This is a genomic window from Streptomyces carpinensis (genome assembly GCF_002154505.1).
Taxonomy (GTDB): domain Bacteria; phylum Actinomycetota; class Actinomycetes; order Streptomycetales; family Streptomycetaceae; genus Streptomyces; species Streptomyces carpinensis.
The window spans coordinates 1-26,375 of sequence record NZ_MUBM01000381.1; the positions used below are offsets into that span (position 1 = coordinate 1).

Below are 26,375 nucleotides of genomic sequence, written 5' to 3' on the forward strand. Positions count from 1 at the left end.
CTCGGTTTCGAGAAGCCTTCTCAGTGCAGGCAGCGTGCCGTAGCGGCGCTCACTGCCACGTGTAGAACCCCTGTCCGGTCTTCCGTCCCAGCTCACCGCGGGCGACCTTGTCGCGGAGCAGTTGCGGCGGGGCGAAGCGCTCACCGAGAGTGGCGTGCAGGTGCTCCGCGATGGCCAGGCGTACGTCCAGTCCGACGAGGTCGGTCAGCCGGAGCGGCCCCGTCGGGTGCTTGTAGCCGAGCCGCATGGCGTCGTCGATGGCCTCCGGCTCGGCGACCCCGGATTCGACCATGCGAATCGCCTCCAGTCCCAGTGCCACACCGAGACGGCTGCTGGCGAACCCCGGGGAGTCCTGGACGACGACGTCCTTCTTGCCCAGGCAGCGGGTCCAGTCCAGCGCGCTCCGCACGGTGTCGGCGCTCGTGGCAGGGGCGACGACGATCTCGATCAGTTCGGACGCCGGCACGGGATTGAAGAAGTGCATGCCGAGGAAGCGGGCGGGCTCGCTCAGTGCGGAGGCGAGCTCGGTGACCGAGAGGGAGCTCGTGTTGCTGGCCAGGACCGTCCGGGTGCCCACGGCCTTTTCCGCCTCGGCCAGCAGGCTCGCCTTGAGCCCGGCGTCTTCGAAGACGGCCTCGACGACGAGATCGGCGTGCGGGGTCAGGTCCGCGACCGATGCGACGGCCGTGACGCGACCGAGCACCTGGTCCGCGGGCTCGGAGAGCCGGTCGCGTTCGGCGGCCCGCCGCAGCCCGGTGGCCACCCGCTCGCACGCCTGGGCGGCCGAGCGCTCGTCGCTCTCGACGATCGTCACGGACGATCCCGCCGTTGCGAAGGACTGTGCGATGCCGGCGCCCATGCGGCCGCCGCCGATCACTCCCACGACTGCCGGTGCTGTCGTCATGCTCGGGTCCTCTTCTCCAGGAATCGGGTCATGCGGTGCTTCTTGTCCTCGCCCTCGAAGAGCACCGCCTGCGCCAGGTCGTCGGCGACCGGATGGGCGCCGGGCGAGTCGACGACGAGCTTCGTCAGCCGCAGGGCCGCGGCGGACGAGCGGGCCATGCGGTCGAGCACCGCATGCGCCTCGTCCAGCAGCTTCTCCGCCGGTACGACCTCCATGACCAGGCCGACCGCCAGGGCCGCCCGCGCGTCGAGGTTCCGCCCTGCGAGCAGCACCTGCTTGGCGACGGACTCGCCGACCAGCTCCGGCAGGCGCCAGCAGGCCCCGGCTGCGGCGAGGATGCCGAGGCCCGGTTCGGGATTGCCGAAGACGGCGTCGGGCCCGGCGATGCGGATGTCGCAGGCGTAGGACAGTTCCGCTCCGCCGCCCAGGGCCCAGCCGTCGACGGCCGCGACCGACGGCATCGGCAGCCGCCGTACGCGCTCGAACAGGCGGCTGTTGATGCCCTGCAGTGCTTCGTCGCGGCCCCGCCGCAGCAGCTCGGCGATGTCGGCACCGCCGGCGAAGACACCGCCGTGGCCGGTGAGCAGGAGCAGCTTCGGAGCTCTCTCCAGCCGCTCGCAGACCTCGTGCAGCTCCTCCACCATGCGCGCGTTGATGGCGTTGCGGGCGTCCGGGCGGTGCAGGGAGACGACGAGCCGGTCCTCGAGCTCGTCCACCAGGATCGTGTCGTACGCGGTGGCGTTCATGCGCGCTCCACGAGCATGGCCACGCCCTGCCCCACGCCCACGCACAGAGTGGCCAGCCCCCGGCGAGCGTCTTCCCGCTCCATGCGTCCGAGCAGGGTGAGCAGGATGCGGGAGCCGGAGCAGCCCAGCGGGTGGCCCAGGGCGATGGCGCCGCCGTCGGCGTTGACCCTGTCCTCGTCCAGCTTGAGCCGGCGGATGACGGCCAGGGCCTGCACGGCGAAGGCCTCGTTCAGTTCCACGGCGTCCAGGTCCGCCGTCTCCCAGCCCGCACGGGCCAGGGCCTTCCGGGTGGCGGGCACCGGACCGAGTCCCATGATGTTGGGCTGGACGCCGGCGGAGGCCGAGGTGACGATGCGGGCCCGGGGGGTGAGGCCGTACCGCTTCACCGCCGCGGCACTCGCCACCACCAGCGCGGAGGCGCCGTCGGACAGCGGCGAGGAGGAACCGGCGGTCACGATGCCGTCCGGGCAGAAGATGGTGCGCAGCGCGCCGAGCTTCTCGGCGGTGGTGCCGGGGCGTGGCCCCTCGTCGCGGGTGACCTCGCCGTCCTTCACGGCGACCGGGACGATCTCACGGTCGAAACGACCCGCCTCCTGCGCCGCGACGGCCCGCCGGTGACTGCGCAGTGCGAAGGCGTCGGACTCGGCTCGCCCGATGCCGTCCAGGGCCGCGATCTCCTCCGCCGTCTCGCCCATGGACAGGGTGACCTTCGTCGTTTCCGGACCGGCCCCCTCGGGGACCTCGCGGTCCGCCGCGGCGAAGCGGGGGTTGGTGAAACGCCAGCCCAGCGCGGTGTCGTGGACCGCGCCGGGCTTGGCCCAGGGAGTCCCCGGCTTCTCCATCACCCAGGGTGCCCGGGTCATCGACTCCACTCCCCCGGCGACCACCAGATCCGCCTCGCCCGCCCGGATCGCCTGAGCCGCCGAGGCGACCGCCGTCAGGCCGGAGGCACACAGACGGTTCACCGTGTAGCCGGGCACGGTGTGCGGGAGGCCCGCCAGCAGCACGGCCATCCTGGCCACGTCGCGGTTGTCCTCTCCGGCCTGGTTGGCGGCACCGAGGATGACCTCGTCCACGGCCTCGGCCGGGATGCCCGAGCGCCGTACGGCTTCCCCGACGACCAGGGCCGCCAGGTCGTCGGGGCGCACCGAGGCCAGGGCACCGCCGTAGCGACCCTGCGGGGTGCGGGCGCCGTCGATCAGAAAGACCTCGTCAGGCACGGTCGGCCTCCTCGGAAGACGTAGTCGTGGTGAGCGGGCGGCGCGACTGCAGCACGGCGAAACGGCCGGTGACGAAGGCGGCGTCGGAGAGGGTGGCGCCGGCCGCCGGGTTGGCGGCGCTGCCGTGGAAGTCGCTGAAGGCCGCGGACTGGTTGACGAAGATGCCGCCGGTGAGGTTCTCGGAGAGGTGCACTCCGGCGTCCAGTGCGGCTTCCTCGGCGGCCGCCAGGACGTCCTCGCCCGTGGAGTGGACCGCGGCGGTCAGGGCACCGTGCTCCCGCACCGTCTCACGGAGGATGCGCAGGCTGTGCTCGGTGGAGTCGGTGCCGATCACGAAGGAGACGGGGCCGAACCACTCCTTGGTGTACACCTCCTGGCCGCTCGCCGCGTCCAGTCGCGCGATCAGCGGGGTACGGATGTCCGCCTCGGGGTGCTCGGGATGGGCGATCCGCCCCGACGCCCGGACGATGCGGCCGGCCTTCGCCGCCTGGTCCAGCCTTTGCCTGACACCGTCGTTGACGATGGCGCCGAGCGTGCCGACGGCACGGCTCGGTTCGGCGAGCAGCGTGTCGAGCGCGGCGGCGAGGTCGGAGGCGAACTCGTCGGCCGTGCGCGTGCCCTCGTCCGTGGTGATGCCGTCCCGGGGGATCAGGAGGTTCTGCGGCGTGGTGCACATCTGCCCGCTGTACAGCGCGAGCGAGAAGGCGAGGTTCCCGAGCAGCCCGCGGTAGTCGTCCGTGGAGTCCAGGACGACGGTGTTGAGGCCCGCCTTCTCCGTGTACACGACCGCTTGGCGGGCGTTCGCCTCCAGCCAGGTGCCGAACTCGGTGGACCCGGTGAAGTCGATGATCTTCACCTCCGGGTGCAGTGCGAGGGTGCCGGCGATGCGATCGCCGGGCCCCTCGGCCGCCAGCACGACGAGGTTGGGGTCGAATCCCGCTTCGGTCAGCACCTCCCTCGCGATACGGACGGTGATCGCGAGGGGCAGCACGCGCCGGGGTGCGGCTTGACGATCACAGGGTTGCCCGTGACGAGGGACGCGAACAGGCCGGGGTAGCCGTTCCAGGTGGGGAAGGTGTTGCAGGCGATGAGCAGGGAGAGGCCTCGGCCGACGGGGGTGAACGTCTTGACCAGCACCTCCGGGTCGCCCTTGCGCTGCGGCTTGCTCCAGCGGGCTGTGGAGGCGTGCCTCTTCTGCTCCGACCAGGCGTACGCCACCGCCTCCAGGCCGCGGTCCTGAGCATGCGGTCCACCGGCCTGGAAGGCCATCACGAACGCCTGCCCGGTGGTGTGCTGCACGGCGCCCGCGATCTCGAAGCTCGCGGCGTTCAGACGGCCGAGGATCTCGGCCGCGACACCGGCGCGGACGTCGGGCCCCGCCGTGCGCCAGGCGCCTGCCGCGGCCTTGGCGACGGCCAGCAGCTCGTCCGGAGCCGCCTGGGGATAGGTGATGTCCAGGGCGAAGCCGTAGGGAGATCGCTCGGCGGGAGCGACTCGGCCGGCCTCCGGATGGCCGGGGAGCTCGAAGGGAGCTCCCAGCTGCTCCCGGAAGGCCTGTGCGCCGAGCCGAGCGGCGTCCTCGCCGTAGAAGGCCTTGCTCGGTGACTCGGGGTACGGGGTCCAGTGCTCTCGGCTCTCCGTGGCTGCCACCGCCTGTTCCAGCAGCCGACGATGACGAGTGAAGAAATCTATGCGTTCGGGAGTCGTCTGCGGCATGCAGTGCACCTCTTGACAGGCATGGATGTTGCTGAATTACTTGGCCGTGCCGCACGCTAACCGAATGTTCGGTCGGGACACAAGATGGTGGATACAGTGACGCAAGCCGCCAATAGCGCAAAAGGACCGGTCGAGGCGATGTTCACCGCGGACGAGGCCTCCCGGCGACTGGGAATCGAGCTGCTGCAGCACGGCCCGGGAACGGCCGTGCTGCGCATGACCGTGACACCCGCCATGGTCAACGGGCACAAGATCGCCCACGGCGGCTACCTCTTCCTCTTCGCCGACACCGCCTTCGCCTGCGCCTGCAACAGCCACGGGCCGACGACGGTGGCGGCCGGAGCGGACATCGACTTCGTGGCCCCCGTGTACGAGGGCGATGTCCTGGTGGCCACCGCCCAGGAACGGACCCGGTTCGGCCGCAGCGGCATCTACGACGTCACGGTGATGCGCGACGAAGAGGTGGTCGCGGAGTTCCGTGGCCGCAGCCGCATCCTCCGGGGCAGCACATCCAAGGAGTCGCGATGAGCATCGAGCTGAAGACCACGCCGGTCGCCGAAGGGCGCCGCGGCGAGCCCTGTCCCGCAGAGCTGCTGGACGCCGCGGAGAACCTGACGCAGGAGGAACTGCGTGATCTGCAGCTGCGCCGTCTCCAGTGGACGCTGCGCCACGCCTACGACAACGTCGAGCTGTACCGGAAGAAGTTCGACGAGGCGGGCGTGAAGCCGGAGGACTGCCGCTCGCTCGAGGACCTGGCCCGCTTCCCCTTCACCACGAAGGCCGACCTGCGGGACACGTACCCCTTCGGGATGTTCGCCGTCCCCATGTCCGAGGTTCGCCGCATCCACGCGTCCAGCGGCACGACAGGGCGTCCGACCGTCGTCGGATACACCGACAACGACCTCTCCACCTGGGCCGATCTGATCGCCCGTTCAATCCGCGCCGCCGGCGGCCGCACGGGCCACAAGGTGCACATCAGCTACGGTTACGGCCTGTTCACGGGAGGGCTGGGAGCGCACTACGGCGCCGAGCGCGCCGGTTGCACCGTCATACCCGCCTCGGGTGGCATGACGGCACGCCAGGTCCAGATCATCCAGGACTTCCAGCCCGAGATCATCATGATCACCCCCTCCTACATGCTCACCCTGCTCGACGAGTTCGAACGCCAGGGAGTGGACCCCCGCTCCACGTCCCTGAAGATCGGCATCTTCGGCGCCGAGCCGTGGACGGAGGAGATGCGCCGCGAGATCGAGGAGCGCATGGACATCCATGCCGTCGACATCTACGGCCTGTCCGAGGTGATGGGGCCGGGCGTGGCCCAGGAGTGCGTGGAGACCAAGGACGGTCTGCACGTGTGGGAGGACCATTTCCGCCCGGAGGTCGTCGACCCGATCACCGACGAGGTACTGGCCGACGGCGAGACGGGCGAGCTCGTCTTCACCTCGCTCACCAAGGAAGCGCTGCCCATCATCCGTTACCGCACCCGCGACCTGACCCGTCTCCTGCCCGGCACGGCACGCCCCGGCTTCCGCCGCATCGAGAAGATCACGGGCCGCTGCGACGACATGATCATCCTGCGCGGGGTGAACGTCTTCCCGAGCCAGATCGAGGAGGTCGTCCTCCGCACGCCGGGCGTCGCCCCGCACTTCCAGATCCAGCTCAGCCGGCGCGGACGAATGGACCACATGACGGTGCGTGTCGAGGCCCGCTCCGACTGCGCGCCCGAGCAGCGCGAGGCTGCCGCGCAGCTGATCGCGAGAGGAGTCAAGGACGGTGTCGGCGTCACCGTGGAGGTGACGATCGTCGAGCCGGCGACACTGGAGCGCTCGCTCGGCAAGCTCCGCAGGGTGAAGGATCTGCGCGGGGCCTGATCGTCGCGCTGACGAAGTGGGCGGCTGGGCGGCTGGGCGGCTGCGCCACGCTCTCCTCGCCGTGTGGGCCGGCATGTGACTCCACCCACCGCTGAAGGGGAGGCTTCCCGCGTCGGTGGCCAAGGCCTCCATGCAGAGGACCAGCCCGGCCCAGTGCGGAACGTTCAACGCGCCGCGCGGTCGGCGGTCTCGACGAACCCGCGCTTGGCGCACTCGGACTCCGCTCGGGTGACGCGGTTCTCCTTCGCCACGTGTCCGTATCCTCCGGCAAAGAGCGGGCACGTGCAGGAAGTTTTGCGGGCATCCACCGGGACCGTGCGGCGAGCGGCAAGCGGCCGCCGGACTCCGGTCCCGGCACGGACGTGCACACCTGGGGCTTCTTCGCTCACCCCTACGTCGGGACCTTGCCCTCGACGTCACTCTTTCGGGCGCCCGGGAGTGCGTCGCCCGCCGCGGAGCGGTCGACTGTAAGCAGTCCGCCACGGTGAACAGCGAGAAGCCGGCCCAGTGCCCGAGTGCCTGGTCACCGCGGGCTTCGCCGGCACACCTTCACAACGCGCGGACGGGATCGCCGCCGCCTCCCGACAGGTCCGTGGCCGACCGCCCGTCCTCGGCACCCGTGAAAGGCAGCGTCATGCACGAAGGCCCCGCTCCGTCCCGGCGCGCGTTCCTGCGGGAGGCGGCCACGGCCGGACTGATCGCCGTCGTGCCCGGTCTCGTGGTCTCCGCGTGCACCGATCCCAGCCGGACGGAGGCCGCGCCGGAGCCGATCGGGCCGAGCATGGGCCGTGCGGGAAGCGATCTCACCTCCAACGCCTACGGTCACACCGACGCCGACTTCGCCCGCGTGGGTCTGAAGCGCGACACCGTCGGAGTCTGGGAGGACGGTTTCCGCACCGCGGCCGACAACGACGATCCGAACGTCTTCGAGTGGTGGTACGCCGACTTCACCGGAGACGACGGCACCGTCGTGTCCTTCGTCCTGAGCACCAGGCTCGACGACGGCCTCGTCCCGGAGCCCGGCGAGGCCGGCCGCAGGCCCAAGTCCAGCGTCATCGTCACCGACCCCGACGGCACCAGCCACGGAGGGGTTCACACCTACAGCTGGGCCGAGTTCACCAGCGCCGAGGACCGCTGCGACGTACGGCTCGGCCCCTTCACCTTCTCCGGTGACCTGAAGAGGTACCGCATGAAAGGCCAGTCGGGCGATGTCGGAGTCGACCTGACGCTGAACAGCCTGGTGCGACCGTTCCGGCCGGGCACCGGCATCATCTACTTCGGCGGCACGCAGAACTACTTCGGCTGGCTGTGCGCGGTGCCGTCCGGAAGCGCCACCGGGACCGTCACCGTGGGCGGAAAGAAGCGGTCCTTCACCGGCCGCGGCTACCACGACCGCAACTGGGGCAACCGTCCCTTCCCGTACTCCGTGGAGCACTGGCGCTGGGGCCGCGGCAGTGTCGGGCAGTACTCGGTGATCGGCGCCGACCTCCACCTGCGCAAGGAGTACGACTCCGCTGTCGTCCCCGTCTTCCTCGTCGACGACACGAAGGCCGGGCGGCGTCTGATCGGGGCGTTCGACCACAGGACGGTGACGGCCGCGGAATCCGGCCCCAGGCCGCACCCCGAAGACGCCTATCCCAAGGACTACTACAGCAGGGTCCACTGGTCCTACCGGGTGGGCCCGGACCGGGCCGCCTTCACCTTCACGGACACCGACCGGCTGATCGTCACCAGGCAGTACGTCACCAAGCCCACCCAGGCCCAGAAGACCGCCCTGGACAAGCACGGCATCGACGAGATCTGGTACACCCGCTACGCCACCACGAACGACCTCCATCTCGACCTCGCCGGCAGCCATGCCTCGGGCACCGGCACGGGCACCCTTGAAGCGGCCCAGTTCGGACTGGGCACCGCGCCGGCGAAGAGCGGCGGTACCACCGCCTCCACTCCCTCTCCCACCACCAGCCCTTCTCCCGCCGAGTCCTGACGAAGAGGAAGGAGCGTCCCGTCGGCATCACGGCACCGCGAACCGACCAGCCGAGGCCGCGGTACCTGGCCCGGAGGCCAAGTACCGCGCCGCGATGCCGGCGAGGCTCGTCTACTTGCTCTGCAGCCTGCCCAGCGGGTCCGGGTCTTCCTCCAGTGCCGTGGCCGCCGCCTTCCAGGCGGTGTCCTCGGGGTAGAGGGCGCTGCGCAGGAAGGCGGAGGTGAGCTGCTGGATCAGAGCGACGCGCGCGGGACTCTCGTCCGTCGTCTCGGCGACCTCGTAACCCGGGATGCCACCGAGCGAGTGCTCTGCCCCGAACAGCGTCAGCAGGCTCTTGCTCCCCGGGCTGTAGGTGTAGGGGTCGGTGAACCAGTCCGGTCCGCGAGTGGACAGATGGGACTGGTCGTGGTCCCCGGCGACGATGAGAGCCGGCGTGGTCATGTCGCCGAAGGACGGCTTCATGAAGGGGAAGTGCTCCGCGGCGAACGGGGTCAGGTCGTCGCCCAGGCCGGTCAGGGCGAGCAGCACACCGGCCTTGACTCGGGGGTCGGACATGTCCTCGCCGGGTACGCCGTCGGAGTCGAGGACGCGTGCGCCCAGCAGAGTGCTCGCCGTCTGAGCCCCCCAGGAGTGGCCGGCCACGGCGATACGGCTGCGGTCGAGGCGTCCGCCGAGGCCCGGCACGGAGGCCTCCAGGAGGTCGAGGCCGTCCAGCACGCGCTTGAGGTCCTCGATACGGAAGCGCCAGATCCTCGGCGTACGGGGATCGTCGGCGGGCAGGGCGAGCGTCCTGGAGTCGAGGTGGGTGGGCTGCAGGACGACGAAGCCGTGAGCGGCCCAGAAGTCCGCCAGCGGCGCGTAGCCGTTCATCGACCAGCCGAAGCCGTGCGAGAAGACGATGACGGGCAGATCGCTGCCGGTCGCGGGGGCGGACACGCGGATCTGGAGGTCTTCACCGCGGTCCGGGGCGGGCAGGACGACCGGCTTCGCGGATATCACCAGGGCGGGCGCACCGGCGCTCTTCTGGGCGTTCGCCGTGTTGGATTGGGGCATGGACGTGCCCTCCGTTCGGTTTTTTCGCAGTCATGGTTCGAGGGGCCCGGGCGGTCGGTGGCGCCACGGGCCGAGCCGAGCAGGGAGCGAGGAGCGCTTCTCGGGCGCAGCCACGTCGACACCGCCGGCGGCGGTCGCGTGTCTTCTGCCTGTGGAGCTGATGGCGGTGGACGGCTTGGTCGCCGGTCCGTCGGTCTGCCATCATGAACGAAACGGAACCTCGCTCCGCAAACAATACGGAGCAGCGTTCCGCTTCGCAAGCCTCGCGGAAGGAACATCGCCGTGACCGACAGCGGCCAGAGCACAGCAAGCGCGGCCGGACCCAAGCGCAAGGACGCCCGGCGCAACCAGCAGACCCTGCTGGACGCGGCCGCCGCCGTGTTCGTCACCTCGGGCGTGGAAGCGCCGGTACGTGACATCGCGGCCAAGGCCGGCGTCGGGATGGGCACGATCTACCGCCACTTCCCCACCCGGGCGGACCTCGTCATCGCCGTCTACCGCCACCAGGTCGACGCGTGCGCCGAAGCCGGGCCGACCCTGCTGGCGACCAGCCCCAGCCCTCACGCCGCCTTCGAACAATGGGTCGGCCTCTTCGTCGACTTCCTGGTCACCAAGCACGGCCTCGCGGCCGCACTGCAGACCGACAACGCCGGCTTCGAGACGCTGCACGCCTACTTCCTCGACCGCCTTCTGCCGGTGTGCGCCCAACTCCTCGACGCCGCTGCCGCCTCCGGCGAGATCCGCCCGGGCCTCGACGCCTACCAGCTCATGCGCGGCATCGGAAACCTCTGCATCGGCGCCGACAGCGACCCCCGCTACGACGCGCGCCGACTCGTCGCGCTCCTCGTCGGGGGACTGCGCCGACCGAGCTGAACCGTGGGGCCCGCCTCGGCCTCGTCGCGCGAACGGAGCCCGGGGCCGGAAGGCCCCGGGCTCCGTCACGACCGCGGAGGTGGCAGGTCCCAGCTTCTCCTGGGTGGGCTTGGCCGGCAGGAGCCGTACCCCACCCCGTGAGGGTGCTCGGTCCTGCGCCATGCGCCAAGTGACGCGCTGTCACACAACAGCAGGTGGCCACGTGACAGGAGGTGGGGGCGATACCGGGAGACGAAGGTCAGTCCAGGTCGGCCTGCCACAGATCGGGGCCGAAGACCTCGTAGTCAACTACTCGACCGTGAACGACCGAGCTTGTTGACCCGGTTCGCACGGCTCTGCTTATGCTCCCGACTGCCCCCTACGACAGGACGGTCACGGGTCACATTCACCGGTCCCGACGATGTCGGGAACGGTTCGGGCATGTTGACGAATACCCACGCCGTGGCTCCTCGCTTGGCGATGTTGGCCCCGGCGACGTGGTCGGCTGGCCCAGCGAGGCCGCACCGACGGCAGCGGAAGTAGTCCCGAGTGGGCCGGTTGGCTCTCTCGGTGTGACCGCAGCGCGGGCAACGCTGCGAGGTGTAGGCCGGGTCCACCTCGATGAACGGCACCCCAGCACGCTTTGCCTTGTAGGCGATGAAGGAGCCGAGCTGGTGGAACGGCCAGGAGGACTGGCGTGCTCGCTGGTCGCGGGAAACCGTAACCCGCTCGCGGATGCCCTTGAGCTGCTCCAGGGCGATGCCGCGTTCGGTGCGTTGGGCGACAGCAACGACAGTCCTGGCGATCGTGTGATTGATGTGGGTCGCATGCCGCGCCTCACGGCGCGCACGCTTCTTGAGGAGCTGTTTGGCGGAGCGTGTCTGCCTGGCCTGGAGTTCGGCCTTCTTACGGGCCTGCCAGCGCCGGTAGCGCCCCAGACGGCGCCCTGTGTGGTTGTCCCCGTCCGATGTGGTGGCCAGGTTGTTGATCCCCCGGTCCACGCCGATGAAGCCCTTCGGCTCGAACCGGGGCGCCTCCGGGATCTCGCAGGTGGCGACCAGGAGCCATTTGCCGTCGCGGAACACCAGGGCGGATTCGCCCTGACGGTGCTCGGCCAGCTGCTTCAGAGCGCCGGGCGAGCAGGCGAAGCGGACGTTCTTGATCCGGCCGTCCAGGGTCCAGATGATCACCGTCTGGGTGTCGTACTTCCAGCTCAGGCACCGGTCGTCAAAGGTGTGCGCGGCGTGCGGGCGGAAGACGACCGGCTTGGACTCCGCCTTGCGACGCCGCTTGGCCCCCTCGGGTCCGAGGTTTCCGGCCCGGATGTTCGCCCGCAGCGTCGAGTAGGCGTCGGCCACGCGCTTGATGATGTGCTGCGCGGCCTGCGCCCCGAACCCACGGGCCTTCAGCCCGCCGTAACACAGCTTCCGCAGCTCACGCACGCTGCCCTGGAGCTTGAAATACTCGAAGGACACGGCGGACACCCAGCTCGCCGCCTCGTTGATCGCGGGCAGGGTGCGCTCAAACGCCGGTAACTGCCCGGCGCCCGGGACGGGTTTGACCTGCACGACGACCTTCACGAGTGTGAGCATAGCGGCGACCTATGACACCGCACCGGGAACCAGACACCGATGCACGCCGAGGAAGAAGCGTCGTCCACGCCCTCCATGCCCACTTGGTCTTCACGCCGAAGAAGCGGCGGAAGGTCTTCAACGACGCCAGACTCATCAGATGCGAGCAGGTCATACAGAAGGCCTGCGCCGACTTCGGCACGGAACTGCGAGAGTTCAACGGTGAGCGACCACGCTCCTGTGCGACACGGCCGCCCCCTCGGGCCGAGCAAGGCCATCGGCGCGTGTACCGGGCATCGGGACCTTCCGGTGCCACGCTTACCGGGTGGTGGGCGGGAACATCGCCAGCTGATCCTTGACCCAGGGATCGAACACGGCCACCCGCTTGGCAGCCGCGGGCTCGAACATCTTCAGCTGGTCCATGATCCAGGGATCGGGACCCCGGTGGGCGCCGTGTCCCTGGGTGCCGCAGTGGCCTGTGCTCGCCGCGGCGGTCTGCGTGTGAACGTGCCGGACGGTTTGAGCAGTGGCCGCCGTCGCCGAGCCACTGGTGGCCAGCAAGGCGCCTCCGGCGACTGTGGCGGACACGCCCAAGGTGGCCACGAGACGCATCAGCTTCTTCACGGTGTTCCCTCCTTCCGCAGCCACGGTTCTGCGACTGCGTACGAACTGCCTGATGAGGAACCGCCTGAGCGGCAGGGAGTACATCACCCTTCGGGCAGAAGCATCTGGTCGGCCCGCCTACCCGGCCGCACACGTCACACACCGGCAGCAGTGGAGAAAATCACATGGCGCCGACCCGGCGACCCTGGCGGCGCAGCTCGGCCCGTGCGGCCGGCATCCGACCCGGGCCGGCCCAGTAGGGATGCCACAGCAGCCGGACGGACAGCGACTGCAGCTCGCGGCGCAACGCGGTGGAGTGCGTGGGGCCGGACACGGCCAGGGCTTCGTAGACGCGGAACCAGTCCGCCTGGAGCTGGATCAGGTCTGGAGGGAAGGTCGCGTGTTTCATACGTGTTATTAGATCGCATGTTCGATTTTGCGGCCAAGTCCGGAGGGTCCGCTTCACCCCTCCCGGCGACCGGCCGGGTTCCCGGCGTTCCCGGCGCCGACGACTGGGACCACGGCCTCGGGAACGCGATGGCGGGCGCGGACTTCGACCGCGACGGCTGCGCCGAGCTCTTCACGGATCACCTGCGCCTGCGCGGCACCTCGAACGATCACCGCAAACGGTACCGAGGACGCCGTCTCATCCAGCTTCACGCAGTAGGCCGGCCTTCCGGCCACAGGGAGACAAGATGTGCGACGGGCGACCGCCCTCCGGTCGGCGCCGGGCGCGGCGCAGATGTTCGGCCGCCGCGCTCTGGAGAGCCGCGGGCGCCTCGCGAGCGCGGTTGCCCGCCTCGTCCACGGCTCGGACACCGTGGCGAGATGCCGCATGGCGATGCTCACGAGCCGGCCGTACCAGCTGTCCGTGCTCGCACCCGGCCGACTGAGTTCACCGACTCAGCTTCTCAGGGAGATGAGGGTCTCCTCGACCAGCACTCGCGCTCGGGCCACTGTTGCCTCCAGTGATTCGGCCGTCTCCCCCGGCGTGCCCAGCAAACCGCGCACGCGCGCGCCGAACCCCATCGGCGCTCCCGGCAGCCGCTCGGCGACGGCCAGTGCGCCCTTCTCGTTGAGGCACCAACGCCGATGTCTGGCGAACAACGCCTGGACCAGCACGCCGACCGCCCGCGACAGGCACAACGAGACGTACAGGGTGTCTGCCCCAGCCACACCTTTCGCCGCGGCACCGACCAGGAACTCCGCCTCCCAGGCTCCGGCCGTCAGCGCCTCGCGCAGCGGTTCCGGGTACGCCGCTGTCCGCCACCTCAGCTCCGCCAGCTCTCCGGCCGGATCGGCCAGGACCTGCCCGAGAGCGACCTCGCCCGCGTAGCAGGGGGACCAGAACCCGAGCGGGTGCCCTGGCTGAATCCCCACCTCGTACCGGCCCTCGGAACAGTCCGCCCACACCCGCTCGACCCGGTCCAGATCCCGCAGAATCCAGTCCACGGCGACACCGTCGACCCGCAGCCATGCGCCGCCGTTCACCCACGGCCCCCAGCCGCCCGGCCCAGCCACCTCCACAGTCGGCCCGGCCAGTACCCGCAAGGCATCGACATCGAGAGCGCCGCGATAGTAGACACCAAGATCCCAGTCCGATTCCGGCCGGTGCTCTCCACGCGCCCGGCTGCCGCCGAGCAGCACCCCGACCACGCCCGGCACCTCCACCAGCTGGTCGGCCATACGCTCGATGATCGCCCGCATGGCGGGAGTCTGACAGTCGCCGAGACATCGGGCCAGCCAATTCCACCCCGATCGACGTGCTCACGGCATTGCGGGGCGAGGCCACGAGACACGACCAGCGGGCACACGTCTTCCCGGCACGGCCACCTCACTGCGATCCGCCTGGGGATCCGATCGCGACCTGCTGCGTTACTCGTCGAGGTCGTAATCGAACCAGATCCGGTGCGTGCCGTCCGTGTCCACCGCGATGCCTCCCGACCCGGTGATCCCCGCCAGCTCGCCCGTTCCGCTGCCCGGGACGATGACGAAGAACTCGTTCTCCCGGCCCTCGCCCGAAGTCCTAGCGGAGTGAGCGAAGTTGAAGGCGCCCCGTCGTGCGCCGAGCGTGCCTTCGAAGGACTCCATCGCGACATAGGTTCCCATGCCGGTGGACTGGTCGAAGGCGGCGGTGAACAAGGTTGCGGAGCGACCGACGACCTCGCCTTCGTACTGCTTGTCCATCGTGGCGACGCCTACGGGCATCGCGGTCTTGATCGCAGGACTCGGTACCGAAGCCGGGGTGAGGTCGGCGACTTTGAACGTGCCTGAAGCTCGCATCCCCGGATCGTATTCCCCACCACTGACATCGGCACCGGTCAGACAACACATGACCTACCGGGCAGGTCCCGAGGCGCGTCCGACGGGGAGCAAAGTCATCCGGCGGATTCTCCCGACTGCTCCTCCGACCCGACCTCCTGAGTGCCTGTGACAAGGTGAGAACTGCCTGCCGGAACGTTGGAGGGCGGATGGGTGCAGCGGGGCTGCACCGTAGTGGTCACCGGTGGCGGGACAGGCATCGGACGGGCCGTCGCCGAGCGGTTCGCCCGGCAGGGCGACAGGGTCACCGTTCTCGGGCGGCGGGCCGAGGTCCTGCACGATGCGGGACGCGAGATCGAGGGCGCTCACCCGGTGCGGGCCGTCGCGGTCGACCTCTCCGTACCGGAGGACGTGGAGCGGGCGCTGGAGGGCCTTCCGGTAGATGTGCTGTGAACACGGCCCCGCGCAGGGCGGTGGCCTCATAGGGCTCGCCGAGCAGTGGCGGCGGGTATTCGACAACAACGTCCTGCCGGCCGTCCTGCTCACCGAGGCACTGCTGCCCCGCCTGGCCCGGCCCGGCGGCCGTGTCGTCACCATCGGCTCCGTGGCCACCCTGCGGGGCAACGGGGCCTACGGAGCCGCCAAGGCGGCCCTGATGGCCTGGAACCACACGCTCGCACGGCAGTTGGGCCCGCACGGCGCGACAGCCAACGTCGTGCTGCCCGGGTTCGTCTCGGGCACCGAGTTCTTCGGCGCACCGGCCGACGAGGAGGAGCTCGCCAGACGCCGGGCGCAGACTCTGGTGGGCAGGGTCGGGCAGCCGCAGGACATCGCCGTGGCGGTCGCCTTCCTCGCCTCTCCCGAGGCCGACTACATCACGGGCGAGTTCCTCAACAGCAACGGTGGTGCAATGCCGGGGCGTTGACCGTGGGTGCACGGGCAGTCCAGCACATGAGGAGTGACTCGTGAACCGGTACCTCACCTCCACCGCGGGGCGGCTGGTGCTGCCCGACCGGGAAGCGCGACGCCGTCACGCACGCGATCGGTGAACAGTTCAGTGACGGACCAGGCAGAACGGATGACCTGCGGGGTCGGCACAGATCCGCCAACTCCGGCCGTCAGCACCCTCGTCCAGCACCCTGGCGCCCAGAGCCGACACCTGTCCCTGAGCGTCGTCCAGGTCGTCGACACCGAAATCCAGGTGGAACTGCTGGGGCCGGCTCGGGTCCGGCCACCGCGGCGGCTGGTACTCCGCCACCCGCTGGAACGCCAGGACGAGGCCTGACGCCGTGTGCAACGTGGCCCAGTCCTCGCCGAGCTCCCATCGCGGATCCGGTTGGTTGACGGTGCCGCCGAGGAGCGACTGGTAGAAGTCGGCGAGTTCACGGGGGTCGGGGCAGTCCAGGACCACGCACTGCAGGTCAGCGATCACGAGGGTGGATCCTATGTGGCTGTCCTCCGGCTCGACCACTCATGACCGGGATCGCCGATAGCGGTGCCGACACAGTGAGGTGACATGGCAGGGTCAGGTGCGTGAGAGGACCGAATCGTCCTCCGTCCGGGCGCCGGGCAGCCGGTGGCGGGCGGCGATCATCGCCGCGTCCACGTCCCGGGTGCCGGTGGACACACACAGGGTGTAGGCGACATCCTCCATCCGCTGCCGCACCCGCTCACTGTCCGCCTCGGACGCGTGAAGGGCCCGGAGGGTTTCATACTGCTCGACGAGATCCCGCAGCACCACGGGATGTGCCATCAACATCTGGGGGCTCTCCTTCCACGCCGCCGCACAACCTGAGTGGGACAGCCCCCCTTGTACCCCATCGTCCGTCGCGCATACGCGCCGCGCCACACCGGCCGGGGGCCGGCAGGCGGCCGCCGCCTGGATCAGCGGACGTCGACGTAGTCGCCGGCCGTGGTGACGGCGACGGTGGTGAAGGAACCGGCGAAGGAGCAGCGCCAGTAGCCGTCCTCGGCCCGCCTTCACCGTGGTCTTCAGGTTGCCGGAACTGCCCGTCGTGACCGCCGGGCAAGCACCGCCTCCCAACTGGCCGCCACCTGCGGCCCGTCGGAGAGCGCGGCGGTACGGCTGCTGTCCGCGCCGGTCAGGGACCGTCTCGTGATCCGGTCGATGGGCCGGTGCCATCGTCCTTCACCTCCCGGGCCGGGGCCGTCAGAACGCAGACGCCATCTTCCTGGTGCCATGGGCCGTCCGGGGCCCATCCCTCCATTTCCAGCCTTGCCTGGGCGAGTTCGGTAACAGTATGCCTTCGATCCGGACGAGATCACTCAGGTCGTGACCGAGCGGAACGATGCCACACCACCACCGGCGGACGGTCGTCGATATCCGATTCCCGGACCGAACGGTAGCCATGAGGACGACGTTCCCGATGTTGCCGCCCGGCTCGCCACCGTCCTGGCTTGCGGGCCCCCTGGGTGATCGCGGGAAAGTAGTGGGTCGCGACGGCACGGGCGGAGCCGCGGAGGAGGAGCCGGTGTAGGCGACCACGTGCCTCTGGCCGAGCTGTGACCGACTGACGGCCCCAGGCTGCGGTCGGCCAGCCCGGTACAGCACCAGGTCGGGCCGCATGCGGACCAGGCCTCGCGTATCGAGGCGGTGGTGCTGTTCCTGGGCGGCGCAGCGGACGCCGTGCCGGGCAAGGGCGTCGCTGAGCGCGAGGGTGAGAAAACGTTCGAAGACGGCCGGCATGTCGAGCACGAAGCCGTCGACGGCGGTGGCGTGGGCGCCCTCGGTCTGCACGGAGCGGCCTGCGAGCAGCAGCTCTGCCAGACGCAGGAGCGGTGCGTAGCGGGCGTTGAGGCGGGTGGGAGTCCAGGAGGGCAGCGGCGCGCCGGTCGGCAGGAGGTGGACGCCGCTGAGGCGGTCGGCGAGGTGACGCAGCGCGGTGGCGGTGCGTGGGGAAACGCCGGGGAGGCGGGCGGCGCGGTGCAGAGCTGCGAGCAGGATGCGGTTCTCGGCGATGTCCGGGGTGTGGTCGTCGTAGCGGACGGCGACAAAGAGGGGCAGGCCGGTTCGGCGCATCTGGTCGGCGGTGCGGATCCGGCCCCGCACCAGGGGCAGGTCTTCCTCGATCGTGCGGTAGCCGTGCAGAACACCGGCCTCCAAGGTGCGGCGGGCGGTACGAGCAAGCAGCTCTGCCAGGGCGGGCAGCAGGTCCTGCGCCTCGGCCGCGGTGACCGTCTGCGGCCGCCAGGGATCGCGGGGGCTGTAGGTGAGGAGGAACAGCAGGTTGTGCACCGGGAGTTGGGGCGCAGGTGGAGCTCGATCGCGCTGCCGCCGGGGGTGGGGAGGCGGACGAGGCCGACCTACTGGTTCCCGGTCAGGCGCCATCGCCCGCCCGAGGCGGGGCTCAGCCGGACCAGTCCGGGGGCGCGCAGCAGGCCGGCGACCTGATCGCCGGTGATCTGCAGCAGGGTGCCGGGGCCGGTCTCGTCCACCGTGATGGGGACGAGACCGGCCGTGTGGATCACTTGGTCGGCAGGCTGTCCGGGGTGCGTGCTGATCTTGTTCCTGACGACCTATGGGAGCGGGTGGCTCCGCTCTTGCCGCCCGCTCCCGAGCGGCGCCCCCGCTATCCGGGGCGGTTGCGTGTTCCCGACCGAACGGCACTCGCCGGCGTCCTGTACGTACTGCGGACCGGTGTCGCCTGGCGTGACGTCCCCGCGGAGACGGTGGGCTGTTCCGGCGTGACGGCCTGGCGCCGGCTGCGGGACTGGATGGAGGCCGGCGTCTGGCCCCGCCTGCACGCCGCCCTGCTCGGCGAGTTGCGCCGCGCCGACCTGTTGGACCTGGACGACTGCGCCGTGGACGGCTCGCACATCCGGGCCCTCAAAGGGGGATCACTTCGGTCCCTCGCCCGTCGACCAGGCCCGCCCCGGCTGCAAACACCACTTGATCGTCGACCGCCACGGAATCCCGCTCGCCGTCACACTCACCGGCGGCAACCGACACGACGTCACCCAGCTCCTGCCACTACTGGACGCGGTCCCGCCGATCCGGGGCCTGCGGGGCCGCCCCCGCCGCAAGCCCCGGCGGCTGTGCGCCGACCGGGGCTACGGCTTCGACAAGCACCGCCGCCTGCTGTGGAAACGCGGCATCAAGCACCTGATCGCCCGACGCGGCATCGCCCACGGCTCCGGACTGGGCAAGGTTCGCTGGGTGGTCGAGCGCGCCTTTGCCTGGCTGCACCAGTTCAAGCGACTCCGCATCCGCTACGAGCGACGTGCCGATCTCCATCAGGGCCTGCTCGAACTGACCTGCAGCCTCATATGCCTCCGCCGCCTGCGAACCTCATTTTGAAACGATCAGTAAGACCCGACCACCTTGGCGAGGTTGTCCATCTCGTTCGCCCGCCCGGCGGCCAGCCGCCGGGTCCATTCCTCGTCGTGCATGGTGTCAGCCGTCATGGTCACGTGCGTTCCACCCTCGGCGGTCGGACGCAGTTCGACTTCGGTGAGGAACTCGTACGGCTCGACGCCGGGGATGAAGTCGGCGAGTGTGGTGTAGGCCAGACGCCGGGTGGGCTCGACTTCGGTGAAGGCCTTGTGCGAGGTCGAGCTCAGCGGCAGGCCCGCGTTCTCCATAAACGCGACCTGCTCGGGGCCGGTCGCGGTCATCGTGTAGGTCAAGGTGCCACCGACGCGCAGGTCCAGGGCGTCGACGTGCACAGTGAACCCCTCCGGCGCCCACCAGGCCTCAATGCCGGCCTCGGTGGTCCACAGCTCCCAGATCTTCTCCGGTGCGGCGGCGTAGGTTCGCTCGACCTGGATCTTCTGCGTGGTCATGATCTCTCCTGGTTTCCCGAATCGGTGACGTCTTCGAAGAGTTGGACGTCGGCCGGGGCGATCTGTCATCGGTGCCCATCGGCGGCGTGTTCGACCGGCAGCCTGAGCGGCAGACCGAACGCGGCGACCAGGTGGGCCTCGAACGTGGTGATTTCCACGATGCGTCCGGCCTCGATGCGCAGCACGTCAACCATCTGCGCCCGGTACACCGAGGTCCCCGGCCGTTGCACGTACCCGGCGACGGCCGGCTGCCGGTTCGCCCGGACCGGCAGGTGCCGCCAGCGACCGAAGTACCCCGGCGAGTCCGGGTCGAATACCCGTCCGAGCTGTTGGAGCAGCGCGTCCCTGCCGGCGAACCACACCGGATTGGGCGGCATGGTCACCACCACGTCGACGCTGAGCAGGTCGGCCATCATCGACACGTCCGCGCGTTCGGCCGCGACCATGTAGCGGCGCACGATGTCGTATTCCTGCTGACTGTGTTGCCCGACTGCCCAGTCCATCCGCCGTTGAGGCAGTCGCTCGCGCAGCGTCTGCCGGGCTCGTTGCAAGGCGCTGTTGGACGCTGCGACGCTCATGTCCATCAGCGTCGCTGCCTCCTCCACAGGGCGGCCCAGCACGTCACGGAAGATCAACACCGCGCGCTGCCGGGGCGGGAGGTGCTGGAGCGCGGCAAGGAAGACCAGTTCCATGGTCTCCCGCGACTCAGCGGCGGTCTCTGGCTGCTCGTCGTCGGCCGACAGCTCGTCGAGCAGCCGGTCCGGATAGGGCTGCAACCAGGGCAGACGGTCCGGCGGCTCGCTGCTGCCGGACTCGATGCCGGGGACCGGCTCGTACCGCTGGGGACGGCGGCCCGTGCGGCGCAGGTGGTCGATGCAGGCGTTGGTGGCGATCCGGTACAACCAGGTCCGGGGCGCCGCTCGGCCTTCAAAACCGGATCGGTCGCGCCAGGCTTTGAGCAGGGTCTCCTGCACCAGGTCCTCGGCGTCGTCGTAGGAGCCGACCATGCGGTAGCAGTGCAGGTGCAGCCATTTGCGGTGGGGTTCGACGAGTGCGGCGAAGTCGACCTCGTCGTCGGAGTCCAGCGACCGTTCCGCAGTTTTCGTCACGGCGACTTGCGTGACGTAATGGGCCAGCCGCCGCAGCTTGCGTACCGCCGCGGCTAGGGCCTCGGCGTCCGAGCGGAAAGTATGGGGAGGCTGCAGGGCCAGCGTCTTCACCCGCCGCTCGATGTCCGCGAGGACGTCGGCCGCTGGCTGGTCGATGGCGGTGCGTCGGTGGCGGTAGGCGCGTTGCCTGCAGGCCGCCGAGCAGTAGACGGAAGTCCGGCCACGACCGCGATCCGGCAGCGGGGCGGCGCAGACCTGACAATCCCGTCCGCTCATGGGCGGCTCCAGTCATTCGTCACGGGGATGCGGCGTTACAAAAGAGCTTAGCCTCGATCCACTGGTCTGTTTCTGAAGTGATCTTTTGAGCTTCGAAGGGTGAGTGTCGGGGCTGTGACTAGGTGCGGGCAGGCGGTACTTGCTGGTCTGCCCAGCCTTCCACGGTTCTGCTCCGGTCGGGCCCCGGGGGCGGGACGGTCAGTGACGTCGGGCGGTCTGGGGCGGCGCGTGGACGGTGTCGAACGGCTGTGCCCAGGCGTGCTGCCAGGGCCATCGTCGGGGCAGGTGCAGGGTCACGCGCCGGGGGAACCTCAAAACAGGAAGTCCGCCCGCTCCTGGAAGCGCACGGCCACCACATCAAGGCCTAATACTCCAGTCTGACTTCGCGATCTTGTCGCGGTCCCGGCTGGGAACAGGTACGGCCACCGCGTGATCATCGGGGGTTGTGTGGACTCCTGAAGATCGTTCGGTGGCCGCAGGCCATAGCGTAGACCCTGCCCGCTGGCGGGCGATGTTCAACCAGGTCATGGCCCGGATCGCGGGCAGATTCAGGCGGGTTGAGCCCCGGGCCGCGGCCCGCGCTTACCTGCTCGGGCTGCTGTCGAGCGTCGAACGGAAGAACTGCTGGCAACTCGCTGAACAGGCAGGCCATACGCGGCCTGGGCCGATGCAACGTCTGCTGCGCTACGCCCGCTGGGACGCCGATGCTGTCCGCGACGACCTGCGTGCCTACGCCGCCGAACACCTCGGTGCTGACGGCAGCGTTCTCGTTGTCGACGAGACCGGCTTTCTGAAGAAGGGCCGGTCCTCGGCAGGAGTGCAGAGGCAGTACACCGGCACCGCGGGACGCATCGAGAACGCCCAGGTCGGCGTGTTCCTCGCCCTGGCCACCAGCCGGGGACGGGCCCTGATCGACCGACGGCTCTACCTCCCCGAACACTCCTGGTCCAATGATCCCGAACGCCGCACCGCGGCCGGGATACCCGAGACGGTCCAGTTCGCCACCAAGCCCCGTCTGGCCTCGGAGATGATCGCCGCCGCGCTGGAAGCCGGGATCACCGCCTCCTGGGTGACCGGCGACGAAGCCTACGGCCAGACCCCCGGCTCCGCGCCGCCCTCAAGGCGCGCGGCATCGGCTATGTCCTCGCCGTCGCCTGCTCGACGCGGGTGAGGATCAACCACGGCCGCGCTCCCGCCCGCGCCGATACCGTCGCCGGCCGCCTGCCCGCCGCGGCCTGGCACCGCCAGAGCGCCGGAAACGGCGCGAAAGGCCCGCGGTACTACGACTGGGCCTGGATCCACATCGGCACCGGCAGCCATCGGCACCTGCTCATCCGACGGAACCGGTCCACCGGCGAACTCGCCTTCTACCTGTGCTGGTCACCCACCGAAGTGCCCCTTGCCGAACTGGTCCGCGTCGCCGGTGCCCGCTGGAGCGTCGAGGAGTGCTTCCAGGCCGCCAAGAGCCAGGTCGGACTCGACCACTACCAGGTCCGGCACTGGACCTCATGGCACCGGCACATCACGCTCGCCATGCTTGCCCTGGCCTTCCTGACCGCCCTCGCTGCCGACGCGACCCCCACACCAGCCGCAGATGCGCACCACCTCGCACGCAGCCGCGATCCGATCACGCTGACCGTCCCAGAAATCCGCCACCTACTCGCCGCCGTCTTCAACCCACCAGCCGTAACCGCGACCAGGCTGCTGCACTGGTCCAACTGGCGCCGACGCCACCAGGCAACAGCCCGACGCAGCCACTACCGACGACGAACTTCCGACGAACCCGCTGGATAGATCACGAAACCGCACTGGAGTACTAACCGCCCGCTTCCGCACACCATCCGACGTCGCGACATTCCTCGCTCCCAATCCCACCCAAAGCAAGATCAAGAAAGCGTGTTGATTATCTGCGCGCTCTTACAACGGCTAACACAATGAGATGGATCGGCCCTGGTTGCCTTGTCTGGGGCGGGAGTTGAGCGTTCGGCCCTTTGTGGGGACGGCACCGTGGTTCGTGTCGGATGAGCTGTGGGACCGCCTTGAACCGTTTCTGCCGCAGCGTGAGCGGCGGTTTCGGTATCCGGGCCGCAAGCCGTTGCCGGACCGGGATGTGCTGTGCGGGATCTTGTACGTGCTGCACACCGGGATCCAGTGCGAGTACCTGCCGCAGGACCTGGGCTTCGGCTGCGGGACTGGAATGAAGCTGGCGTCTGGCAACGCCTTCACGAGGTCCTGCTCGCTGAGCTGAACGCGGCAGCGAAGCTGGACTGGTCCCGGTGTGTAGTCGACTACTCCCACGTCAGGGCGCTAAGGGGGGGGGACACACACGGGCCCGTCGCCGGTCGCCCGGTGCCGTGCCGGCTCCAAGCACCACTTGATCACCGATGGGCGCGGTACTCCGCTCGCGGTCCTTCTGACCGGTGGCAACCGCAATGACGTCACCCAATTGCTGCCTCTGCTCGATGCCGTCCCACCGGTTCGCGGCCAGGTCGGGCGCACTCGCCGGAAGCCGGACGCATTGTTCGCAGACCGTGGCTACGACCACGACGTCTACCGCGAGCAGGTCCACGCTCGCGGTATCGTGCCGGCCATCGCCCGCTGCGGGCCCCGGCACGGCACCGGATTGGGCACCTACCGTTGGGTGGTCGAGCGCACCTTCGCCTGGCTCCATGGCTTCCGACGCTTGCGCATCCGCTGGGAACGCAGGGCTGACATCTACGAAGCCTTCCTGCGACTCGCATGCTGTCTCATCACATACCGCCAAGTGCTGGTCCTGACCCGCCCACAAGACGATCTGAGGAGGACGGAGCTATCGGCGAGGAGGCAGCGATCGGGTTCAAACGGCTGATCACCATCCGGGCTTGACTCTGACGCTGCTGGAGACTTGACGATCGCGTTGTAGGCGACACGCTGATTCTTATCGGAGGCGCAAGGCATGCGAGGCAAAGGCATCCACTACGACACCGGCACCTTCCCCAACGGCGACACCTCCCGCCCCGGCTTCGACGCCGACGTCGTCGCGCGGGACATGCGGATCATCGCCGAAGATCTGCACTGCACCGCGATCCGCATCACGGGCGGCGACCCGGACCGGATCGAGACCACCGCGCGGCATGCGGCCGCCGCCGGGCTGGAGGTCTGGTTCTCGCCTTTCCCCTGCGAGATGACCAACGAACAGATGCTGCCGTACTTCGCCGACTGCGCCGAGCGAGCCGAACGCCTCCGCCTTGATGGCGCCGATGTCGTCCTCGTCACCGGCTGCGAACTGAGCCTGTTCGCCCGCGGGTACCTGCCCGGCGAAACCTTCAACGAGCGCATCCCGGTCCTGGCCGGCCCTGATCGCGAGGCCGCACTCCGGCCCATCCCCGACCAGGTCAACGCCTTCCTCGGCGACGTCGTCCGCACCGTGCGCCCTCTCTTCGCCGGCCCGGTCAGCTACGCCTCGTGCCCCCTGGACGGCGTGGACTGGAGCCCGTTCGACATCGTCGGCCTGGATGCCTTCCGGAGTCTGCGCAACGCCGCCACATACCGCGACGACCTACGCAAAGAGTTCACCCACGGCAAGCCGGTGGCCATCATGGAAGTCGGCTGCTGCACCTTCCACGGGGCGGGCGACTACGGCGGCTCGGGCTGGTACGTGGCCATGGAGCCGGACGGTGCCACCCCCAAGCCGCACCTGGTGCGTGACGAGAGCGAGCAGGTCCGCTATCTCGACGACCTCATGCCCGTCTTCGAAGACGAAGGAGTCGACTCCGTCTTCTGGTTCAGCTTCGCCGGCTACGGCACTCCCCACCGTCTGTCCGGACCGGACCCCGACCTCGCCTCCTACGGCATCGTCAAGATCCTCGACGAGCACAGCGGCTACCCTGCGGACGCGCGTACGTACCCGGACATGCCCTGGGAACCCAAGGAGGCGTTCCACGCCCTGGCGAACCGCTACCAGGCCCGCAAGCAGCATGGAACGTCCCACCAGCACCTCGATAACCGATAGTGCCTATGAGGACTCTGACCCGCTCCGGGTTCGGTAGGGACTCGATCATTTGAGAGGATCGAGTCATGGCACGTCCTTGCCGTCACGCCGAGCGGTGAGCAGCGGCTCCAGGGCGAGGGCCGGTGGTGTGGCCCGCTAGCGGGGCTCCTCACCGGAGTCGGTGTCGGCGAGGGCCAGGCCGGTGCTGAGCAGCCGGTGTAGCACCGCGGCCACCTCGTGCTCCGACCAGGCGGCAGCAGGGGTCGCGTTGGCGGGCGCGGCGGCCAGTGTCCGTGCGAGTTCGGGGGCCCGCACTCCCGGGTGCACGACGAGGGCGCGGTAGACCACGTCCTCCTCGTCTGCCAGTCCCAGCGCAGTCAGCACCCGCGACTCCCTCGTTCCGACGTCCGGCGGCGCTCCTCCCCCACCGCCGGAACCCGCCCTTGCTCCGGCATTCTCCCTCCCGCCGCAGGCCAGCCGCTAGTGGCTTGTCACGCCGCCTTGGCCGGGTAATCGACCTGCTGCCCGTCGGTCAGCAGACTGTCCCCAAGATCTGATCTCGGAGGTGGTCGTGGGGCGTCGACCGAGTGTGTTCGTCCGGCCGGTGAGCATGGAGGAGGGCAGGAAGCTGCAGCGGATCAGCCGGAGGGCGAAGGACCCGGTGAAACTACGCCGGGCGATCGTGGTGCTGATGTCCGCCCAAGGCCAGACGGTCCAGGACATCACTGTGCTGATGCAGGTCAGCGAGGACTACGTCCGCGATGTCATCCACGCCTTCAACGAGAGGGGGCTGGACGCACTGGACCCAAAATGGAGCGGGGGACGCCCCAAGACGATCAGTGACCCGGTGCGCGAGCACATCTGCCTGATCGCCCGGACGTCCCCCGCCGACTGGAAGATCACGGCGTTCTCCACCTGGAGCCTGAGCAAGCTCGCCGACCACCTCATCAAACAGAAGGTGACCGCGGCCATCAGCCGGGAGACCCTGCGCCGGATCCTGCGCGCCGGCAAGATCTCCTGGAAGACCACCACCACGTGGAAGGCGTCCACCGACCCCGACTTCATCGCCAAGATGCACCGCGTCCTGGCGCTGTACGACACCCCGCCCGCCGACGGGCGGGTGATATGCGTCGATGAGTTCGGGCCGCTGAACCTGATGCCCCGCAAGGGCTAGGCGTGGGGGCCGGTGAGGCGTCCGCGCAGGCTGCGGGCCACCTACAACCGCTACGGCGGCGTGCGGCAGATGCTCGCCGCCCTCGATCTGGCCACCGGCAAGCTGTACTACCGCATTCGCCCGCGCAAGCGGTGGTGCGAGTTCCTCGACCTCCTCAAGGCCCTACGCGCCCGCTGGCCCGGTCAGAAGTTGTATGTGGTGCTGGACAACTTCTCCCCGCACAAGCACGCCAAGGTCCGCACCTGGGCGGCCGACAAC

General features: G+C 69.5%; 27 protein-coding genes and 4 pseudogenes. 13 read left to right on the forward strand and 18 right to left on the reverse strand.

The window, feature by feature from the left end:
- Nucleotides 1–49: 49 nt before the first annotated feature.
- The 4 genes and pseudogenes from BZY54_RS39385 to paaN form a co-directional block, all read right to left on the reverse strand.
- Nucleotides 50–904, reverse strand: a complete 855-nt coding sequence (locus BZY54_RS39385) for a 3-hydroxyacyl-CoA dehydrogenase family protein (RefSeq protein ID WP_086730158.1) — start codon at nucleotides 902–904, stop codon at nucleotides 50–52.
- Nucleotides 901–1,650, reverse strand: coding sequence for an enoyl-CoA hydratase/isomerase family protein (locus BZY54_RS39390; RefSeq protein WP_086730159.1), 750 nt, complete (start codon nucleotides 1,648–1,650; stop codon nucleotides 901–903). Before BZY54_RS39390 ends, BZY54_RS39385 begins: the two co-directional genes overlap by 4 nt.
- On the reverse strand, nucleotides 1,647–2,870 hold the full coding sequence (locus BZY54_RS39395; protein WP_086730160.1) for a thiolase family protein: 1,224 nt from the start codon (nucleotides 2,868–2,870) through the stop codon (nucleotides 1,647–1,649). The genes BZY54_RS39390 and BZY54_RS39395 overlap by 4 nt, the downstream gene beginning before the upstream one ends.
- Nucleotides 2,863–4,586 (reverse strand): annotated as a pseudogene (paaN, locus tag BZY54_RS39400) (phenylacetic acid degradation protein PaaN). Before paaN ends, BZY54_RS39395 begins: the two are co-directional and overlap by 8 nt.
- A gap of 84 nt (nucleotides 4,587–4,670) precedes the next feature.
- Between paaN and paaI the strand changes: the two are divergent.
- The 3 genes from paaI to BZY54_RS39415 all read left to right on the forward strand — a co-directional run bounded on the left by paaI (nucleotide 4,671) and on the right by BZY54_RS39415 (nucleotide 8,444).
- Nucleotides 4,671–5,114, forward strand: coding sequence for a hydroxyphenylacetyl-CoA thioesterase PaaI (gene paaI / locus BZY54_RS39405; RefSeq protein WP_208640907.1), 444 nt, complete (start codon nucleotides 4,671–4,673; stop codon nucleotides 5,112–5,114).
- Nucleotides 5,111–6,457 carry a phenylacetate--CoA ligase PaaK gene (gene paaK / locus BZY54_RS39410; RefSeq protein ID WP_086730162.1) on the forward strand — a complete coding sequence of 449 codons (1,347 nt, stop codon included), beginning with the start codon at nucleotides 5,111–5,113 and terminating at the stop codon, nucleotides 6,455–6,457. Before paaI ends, paaK begins: the two co-directional genes overlap by 4 nt.
- 634 nt (nucleotides 6,458–7,091) lie before the next feature.
- The gene (locus tag BZY54_RS39415; protein WP_086730163.1) at nucleotides 7,092–8,444 is read left to right on the forward strand and encodes a hypothetical protein; all 1,353 of its coding nucleotides are present in this window, start codon (nucleotides 7,092–7,094) and stop codon (nucleotides 8,442–8,444) included.
- A 111-nt stretch (nucleotides 8,445–8,555) separates the two neighbouring features.
- Here the strand turns inward: BZY54_RS39415 and BZY54_RS39420 are convergent, their stop codons facing one another.
- Nucleotides 8,556–9,497, reverse strand: a complete 942-nt coding sequence (locus tag BZY54_RS39420; RefSeq protein WP_086730164.1) for an alpha/beta hydrolase family protein — start codon at nucleotides 9,495–9,497, stop codon at nucleotides 8,556–8,558.
- Between the two features lie 282 nt (nucleotides 9,498–9,779).
- Here BZY54_RS39420 and BZY54_RS39425 point away from each other — a divergent pair, with 282 nt between their 5' ends.
- Entirely contained in the window at nucleotides 9,780–10,370 is a 591-nt protein-coding gene (locus BZY54_RS39425; protein WP_086730165.1) for a TetR/AcrR family transcriptional regulator, read from the forward strand.
- Nucleotides 10,371–10,654: 284 nt separating this feature from the next.
- Here the strand turns inward: BZY54_RS39425 and BZY54_RS39430 are convergent, their stop codons facing one another.
- Entirely contained in the window at nucleotides 10,655–11,941 is a 1,287-nt protein-coding gene (locus tag BZY54_RS39430; RefSeq protein ID WP_244217557.1) for an RNA-guided endonuclease InsQ/TnpB family protein, read from the reverse strand.
- 11 nt (nucleotides 11,942–11,952) lie between these two features.
- Between BZY54_RS39430 and BZY54_RS39435 the strand changes: the two genes are divergently transcribed.
- Complete coding sequence (locus BZY54_RS39435) at nucleotides 11,953–12,279, forward strand: transposase (protein WP_086730166.1); 327 nt, start codon at nucleotides 11,953–11,955, stop codon at nucleotides 12,277–12,279.
- On the opposite strand, the gene BZY54_RS39440 is transcribed toward BZY54_RS39435, so the two are convergent.
- The 5 genes from BZY54_RS39440 to BZY54_RS39460 all read right to left on the reverse strand — a co-directional run bounded on the left by BZY54_RS39440 (nucleotide 12,239) and on the right by BZY54_RS39460 (nucleotide 14,806).
- Entirely contained in the window at nucleotides 12,239–12,544 is a 306-nt protein-coding gene (locus tag BZY54_RS39440) for a hypothetical protein (RefSeq protein ID WP_086730167.1), read from the reverse strand. The two genes, BZY54_RS39435 and BZY54_RS39440, sit on opposite strands and share 41 nt — an antisense overlap.
- Nucleotides 12,545–12,704: 160 nt before the next feature.
- Nucleotides 12,705–12,932 carry a hypothetical protein gene (locus tag BZY54_RS39445; RefSeq protein ID WP_086730168.1) on the reverse strand — a complete coding sequence of 76 codons (228 nt, stop codon included), beginning with the start codon at nucleotides 12,930–12,932 and terminating at the stop codon, nucleotides 12,705–12,707.
- Nucleotides 12,933–12,985: 53 nt separating this feature from the next.
- Complete coding sequence (locus tag BZY54_RS50545) at nucleotides 12,986–13,372, reverse strand: hypothetical protein (protein ID WP_143668232.1); 387 nt, start codon at nucleotides 13,370–13,372, stop codon at nucleotides 12,986–12,988.
- 54 nt (nucleotides 13,373–13,426) lie between these two features.
- Nucleotides 13,427–14,230, reverse strand: coding sequence for a nucleotidyltransferase domain-containing protein (locus BZY54_RS39455; RefSeq protein ID WP_086730170.1), 804 nt, complete (start codon nucleotides 14,228–14,230; stop codon nucleotides 13,427–13,429).
- Between the two features lie 168 nt (nucleotides 14,231–14,398).
- On the reverse strand, nucleotides 14,399–14,806 hold the full coding sequence (locus tag BZY54_RS39460) for a DUF3224 domain-containing protein (protein WP_086730171.1): 408 nt from the start codon (nucleotides 14,804–14,806) through the stop codon (nucleotides 14,399–14,401).
- Nucleotides 14,807–14,998: 192 nt separating this feature from the next.
- On the opposite strand from BZY54_RS39460, the gene BZY54_RS55180 reads away from it, so the two are divergent.
- Nucleotides 14,999–15,238: an SDR family NAD(P)-dependent oxidoreductase gene (locus BZY54_RS55180; RefSeq protein ID WP_341868725.1), complete on the forward strand. Its 240-nt coding sequence runs from the start codon at nucleotides 14,999–15,001 to the stop codon at nucleotides 15,236–15,238.
- On the forward strand, nucleotides 15,228–15,710 hold the full coding sequence (locus tag BZY54_RS39465; RefSeq protein WP_341868726.1) for an SDR family NAD(P)-dependent oxidoreductase: 483 nt from the start codon (nucleotides 15,228–15,230) through the stop codon (nucleotides 15,708–15,710). The genes BZY54_RS55180 and BZY54_RS39465 overlap by 11 nt, the downstream gene beginning before the upstream one ends.
- 129 nt (nucleotides 15,711–15,839) lie before the next feature.
- Here the strand turns inward: BZY54_RS39465 and BZY54_RS39470 are convergent, their stop codons facing one another.
- From BZY54_RS39470 to BZY54_RS54055, 4 genes are all read right to left on the reverse strand, one after another.
- A complete protein-coding gene (locus BZY54_RS39470; RefSeq protein ID WP_086730177.1) occupies nucleotides 15,840–16,217 on the reverse strand; it encodes a VOC family protein in 378 nt (125 codons plus the stop codon).
- A 93-nt stretch (nucleotides 16,218–16,310) separates the two neighbouring features.
- Entirely contained in the window at nucleotides 16,311–16,544 is a 234-nt protein-coding gene (locus tag BZY54_RS39475; protein WP_086730172.1) for a DUF5133 domain-containing protein, read from the reverse strand.
- A 411-nt stretch (nucleotides 16,545–16,955) separates the two neighbouring features.
- Nucleotides 16,956–18,041, reverse strand: a complete 1,086-nt coding sequence (locus BZY54_RS39480) for an McrC family protein (RefSeq protein ID WP_244217558.1) — start codon at nucleotides 18,039–18,041, stop codon at nucleotides 16,956–16,958.
- Between the two features lie 68 nt (nucleotides 18,042–18,109).
- On the reverse strand, nucleotides 18,110–18,274 hold the full coding sequence (locus tag BZY54_RS54055; protein WP_244217559.1) for a hypothetical protein: 165 nt from the start codon (nucleotides 18,272–18,274) through the stop codon (nucleotides 18,110–18,112).
- Between the two features lie 21 nt (nucleotides 18,275–18,295).
- Here BZY54_RS54055 and BZY54_RS39485 point away from each other — a divergent pair.
- Nucleotides 18,296–19,103 (forward strand): IS5 family transposase gene (locus BZY54_RS39485; protein WP_425276357.1). Its coding sequence is split into 2 segments (ribosomal slippage): nucleotides 18,296–18,636 and nucleotides 18,635–19,103, totalling 810 coding nucleotides; the frame shifts between segments, so codons are not numbered across the junction.
- Nucleotides 19,104–19,108: 5 nt separating this feature from the next.
- Here BZY54_RS39485 and BZY54_RS39490 read toward each other — a convergent pair.
- Both BZY54_RS39490 and BZY54_RS39495 read right to left on the reverse strand, forming a co-directional pair.
- Nucleotides 19,109–19,588 carry an SRPBCC family protein gene (locus BZY54_RS39490; RefSeq protein WP_086730173.1) on the reverse strand — a complete coding sequence of 160 codons (480 nt, stop codon included), beginning with the start codon at nucleotides 19,586–19,588 and terminating at the stop codon, nucleotides 19,109–19,111.
- Between the two features lie 65 nt (nucleotides 19,589–19,653).
- Entirely contained in the window at nucleotides 19,654–20,973 is a 1,320-nt protein-coding gene (locus tag BZY54_RS39495) for an RNA polymerase subunit sigma-70 (protein ID WP_086730174.1), read from the reverse strand.
- Nucleotides 20,974–21,484: 511 nt separating this feature from the next.
- On the opposite strand from BZY54_RS39495, the pseudogene BZY54_RS39500 reads away from it, so the two are divergent.
- The 3 genes and pseudogenes from BZY54_RS39500 (at nucleotide 21,485) to BZY54_RS39510 (ending at nucleotide 24,964) form a co-directional block, all read left to right on the forward strand.
- Nucleotides 21,485–22,767: pseudogene (locus BZY54_RS39500) on the forward strand (IS701 family transposase).
- A 199-nt stretch (nucleotides 22,768–22,966) separates the two neighbouring features.
- A pseudogene (locus tag BZY54_RS39505) lies at nucleotides 22,967–23,731 on the forward strand (IS5 family transposase); the annotation flags it as partial.
- A 177-nt stretch (nucleotides 23,732–23,908) separates the two neighbouring features.
- Complete coding sequence (locus BZY54_RS39510) at nucleotides 23,909–24,964, forward strand: hypothetical protein (protein ID WP_086730175.1); 1,056 nt, start codon at nucleotides 23,909–23,911, stop codon at nucleotides 24,962–24,964.
- Between the two features lie 135 nt (nucleotides 24,965–25,099).
- Here the strand turns inward: BZY54_RS39510 and BZY54_RS39515 are convergent, their stop codons facing one another.
- Nucleotides 25,100–25,327 (reverse strand): hypothetical protein, encoded by a 228-nt coding sequence (locus BZY54_RS39515; protein WP_086730176.1) that lies wholly within the window; start codon nucleotides 25,325–25,327, stop codon nucleotides 25,100–25,102.
- A gap of 226 nt (nucleotides 25,328–25,553) precedes the next feature.
- On the opposite strand from BZY54_RS39515, the gene BZY54_RS39520 reads away from it, so the two are divergent.
- The gene (locus BZY54_RS39520) at nucleotides 25,554–26,117 is read left to right on the forward strand and encodes an IS630 family transposase (protein WP_244217560.1); all 564 of its coding nucleotides are present in this window, start codon (nucleotides 25,554–25,556) and stop codon (nucleotides 26,115–26,117) included.
- 12 nt (nucleotides 26,118–26,129) lie between these two features.
- Nucleotides 26,130–26,375: pseudogene (locus BZY54_RS52500) on the forward strand (IS630 family transposase); the annotation flags it as partial.